This is a genomic window from Candidatus Dormiibacterota bacterium (genome assembly GCA_036495095.1).
In the GTDB taxonomy this organism is placed as follows: Bacteria; Chloroflexota; Dormibacteria; order Aeolococcales; family Aeolococcaceae; genus CF-96.
The window spans coordinates 1-2,780 of sequence record DASXNK010000125.1 but is presented as its reverse complement, the minus strand read 5'-3'; the positions used below and the strand labels follow the sequence as shown (position 1 = coordinate 2,780).

Sequence of the window (2,780 nt, the reverse complement as noted above, 5' to 3'; positions counted from 1 at the left end):
TACCCCAACGCCCGCGGCGTCTCGTTCGCCATCCTGACCACGGGCCGGTGGGACGAGGTGGCCTCCTTCGTGGAGTTCATGGGTTACCCCCAGCCCTGGTACTCGGTGCGGGACGTGGCCGAGCCGGTCGGGGGCGAGATGGGTTACCTCACCTGCTTCCTGCGCGTCCCGGATGCCCAGGGCGACCGCGTGTTCCTCACCTACTCCACGACCGGCCGCGGCAACGAGCGGTTCAGCGGGTCCTTCGGCCTGCTCGACATGACGCCGTACGGCCGGGGCGAGGCGTGGGAGGACACGCCGGAAGGCTGGCCCGAGGGCAACCACGCGTGCTGGTACTGGCGCTCGGACGCGGACGGGAACGCCAGCTGGGGCCCGACCAGCCGCCCCGTGCCGCAGTGGACCCGCCCCGGCGCGACCCCCGTCGAGACCCTCGGCCGCCAGGGCCACCACCACTGACGAGCTCCGACGCCCCGAAACCCCCGACCCGAAGCGCCAGCTAGATGGCCGGCTCGGCGACCTCGACCCAGATGGCGCGGGCCTTCGACGTCCCCAGGGCGACGCGGTGGCCGCCGACGCTGACCGCCAGCGCGCCGGCGCCGCCCTCCATCTCCTCGATCTCGACCTCGGCGCCCGGGACGAGGCCGTGGGTGTCGAGCAGGCGGAGCAGCTCGGGGGCCTCGTGCTCGGCCACCTCCGAGATCCGCGCGATGCGCGCCGGGGTGTGGGGCTCGAGGTCGGCGAGCGCGACCAGCTCGTGGGTCCGCGCGGCACGGCCCGGGATGGTGTTCCCGTGGGGACAGGTGACCGGCTCGCCGAGGTGGCCGTCCAGCCGTTCGAGGACGAGATCGGAGAACCCGTGGGCGAGCCGGCCCGCCTCGCGGTCGGCGGTCGCCCAGTCGAGCCCGAGCACGTCGGTCAGCCAGCGCTCCAGGAGGCGGTGACGGCGGACGATCCGCGCCGCGACCTCCTCGCCGCGGGGGGTCAGCGCGACGCTGCGGTCGCGGGCGATGCCCACCCAGCCGTCGCGCTCGAGCCGCTGCAGGTTGACGCTCACCGTCGGAGCGCTGACCCCGAGCCAGTCGGCGAGCCGGCTGGGACGGACGGTCTCACCCTCGTGGGCGATGTAGTAGACGCACTCGAGGTAGCGGTCCACCGTCTCGGTGCGATGGGCCTCGAGCGGAGCTCCGTCCGGTGACTGCTCCTCGGCCATGCCCGGATCTTACCCCAGCCCGGTTCGGCCCCCCGACCGGCACCGCGGTGGGTCAGTGGCGGAACCAGTACACCGCCGCTGCGGGGGGAAGCGCGACCAGCAGCAGCCCCACCACCACCCGGTTCCACAGCGCCGACCGGCGATCGCGGATCAGCCCGACGACGGCGAGCAGCCAGAGCACCGTGCCCGCGAGGATGAGGACGAGCGCCAGTGCCACCGCCCGAGCGTAGCACCGGGCCAGGCCGGCTCCGGCGCTCCCCCAGCCCGGTGCGGACGGGCTACCCTCGCCCCCACCCCACCACGGAGGAATCCCATGCGCGAGAAGGACGGCGGCCCCACGCGGGTGCGCCGGCTGGGCAGGATCGGGATCGCCTCGATCTTCATCCACAGCGGCATCGACACCGCGACCGACCCGGGCATGAGACCGAGCAAGCTCGAGGCCCTCGGCATCCCTCAGCCGGAGCTCATGGTGCGTCTCAACGGCGCCGCCATGGCGATCGCCGGCACCGCGCTCGGGATCGGCATCCGCCCCCGCCTGTCGGCGCTCGCCCTGCTCGGGCTCCTGGTGCCCACCACGCTGGTGGGGCACCCCTTCTGGAACGAGGAGGGCCCCGCCCGGCGGATGCAGGAGGTGCACTTCCTCAAGAACGTGGCGATCGCCGGCGGCCTGCTCACGGTGATCGCGTGCGAGGGCTGAGCCTGCGACCGGAAGGTGGGGTGGCCAGAGGGATTTGAACCCTCGACCTCCAGGGCCACAACCTGGCACTCTAACCAGCTGAGCTATGGCCACCCCGAGCCGGCCGCGGCCGCGCCCGCGACGAGGCGCAGTGATGATACCCGCCCCGGCCCGTGGCTGACCGTCCGCCCGGCTGGTGGGAGGACCCGGTGCGCCTCGGCGCGCTCCGTGACCGCCGCGGCGGCGAGGGCCCGCGGTCGAGGCGGGAGAGGTCGGGCTTGCGTCAGGGAGCCCCGCGGGCCCGATCATATGCGGCAGGCGACCGGCGGTGACCACCGTAGACTGCCCCGGGCGTGCCCCCTTAGCTCAGCTGGATAGAGCAGCCGCCTTCTAAGCGGCCGGTCGCAGGTTCGAGTCCTGCAGGGGGCGCCACTGCGGCAAAGTTGGCTCAGCTCCAACAATTTCGGCAGTTCTGTCACGATCTTTGGCTCCTGTTCTGCTCGTGCTGTAGAGTGCGCGGGTGGTGCCGCTCGACACCCCCAAGCACGCCTTCAGCAAGACGCTCGTCCTCTACCGGGACCGGACCCGGCCGAAGGTTGGCGGCGAGCCGGCCGATGAGCTGGACGCGGTTGAGGGCGGGACCGGTGCGGCGCTGCGCCGCGGTGGTGGAGGCGGGAGCCTCCGTGGTGGTGCTGAGGGTGCGGGCCATCGAGGTGTCCTCCGGGGTGGTGGATCGACGCCCGGGTGATGAGCGGGCCGCTCCCGCGGGTGCAGGGCCGGAGCGCAGCGGAGCCCGGAGGGTCGCCTTGCGCCCACTCAGCGGGTGCGGTCTGCTACCCGGGTGGTGGAGTCGATCCGCCTCCCCGGTGGGGCGCCGGCTGCTCGCATCTCAGA

At 73.3% G+C, this 2,780-nt stretch carries 4 protein-coding genes and 2 tRNA genes; 3 read left to right on the top strand and 3 right to left on the bottom strand.

The genetic code is table 11. The features are described 5' to 3' along the window. On the top strand, positions 1–456 hold a 456-nt coding region (locus VGL20_13380), incomplete at its 5' end, for a DUF899 family protein (GenBank protein HEY2704672.1). 40 nt (positions 457–496) lie between these two features. Here VGL20_13380 and VGL20_13375 read toward each other — a convergent pair. Together VGL20_13375 and VGL20_13370 are read right to left on the bottom strand one after the other, a co-directional pair. Next, positions 497–1,210, bottom strand: coding sequence for a metal-dependent transcriptional regulator (locus VGL20_13375; protein ID HEY2704671.1), 714 nt, complete (start codon positions 1,208–1,210; stop codon positions 497–499). Between the two features lie 52 nt (positions 1,211–1,262). Further along, positions 1,263–1,427, bottom strand: coding sequence for a hypothetical protein (locus VGL20_13370; protein HEY2704670.1), 165 nt, complete (start codon positions 1,425–1,427; stop codon positions 1,263–1,265). Positions 1,428–1,523: 96 nt separating this feature from the next. Between VGL20_13370 and VGL20_13365 the strand changes: the two genes are divergently transcribed. Next, positions 1,524–1,907: a DoxX family protein gene (locus tag VGL20_13365; GenBank protein HEY2704669.1), complete on the top strand. Its 384-nt coding sequence runs from the start codon at positions 1,524–1,526 to the stop codon at positions 1,905–1,907. A 16-nt stretch (positions 1,908–1,923) separates the two neighbouring features. Here the strand turns inward: VGL20_13365 and VGL20_13360 are convergent. Further along, positions 1,924–2,000: transfer RNA gene (locus VGL20_13360), tRNA-His, on the bottom strand. A gap of 241 nt (positions 2,001–2,241) precedes the next feature. Between VGL20_13360 and VGL20_13355 the strand changes: the two genes are divergently transcribed. Continuing rightward, a tRNA-Arg gene (locus VGL20_13355) sits at positions 2,242–2,318 on the top strand. The last annotated feature ends 462 nt before the right edge of the window (positions 2,319–2,780 follow it).

Excerpts from the sequence above, each read along its gene's own strand:
- VGL20_13365 (HEY2704669.1), top strand. The coding sequence starts at position 1,524 with ATGCGCGAGAAGGACGGCGGCCCCACGCGGGTGCGCCGGCTGGGCAGG.
- VGL20_13375 (HEY2704671.1), bottom strand. The coding sequence starts at position 1,210 with ATGGCCGAGGAGCAGTCACCGGACGGAGCTCCGCTCGAGGCCCATCGC.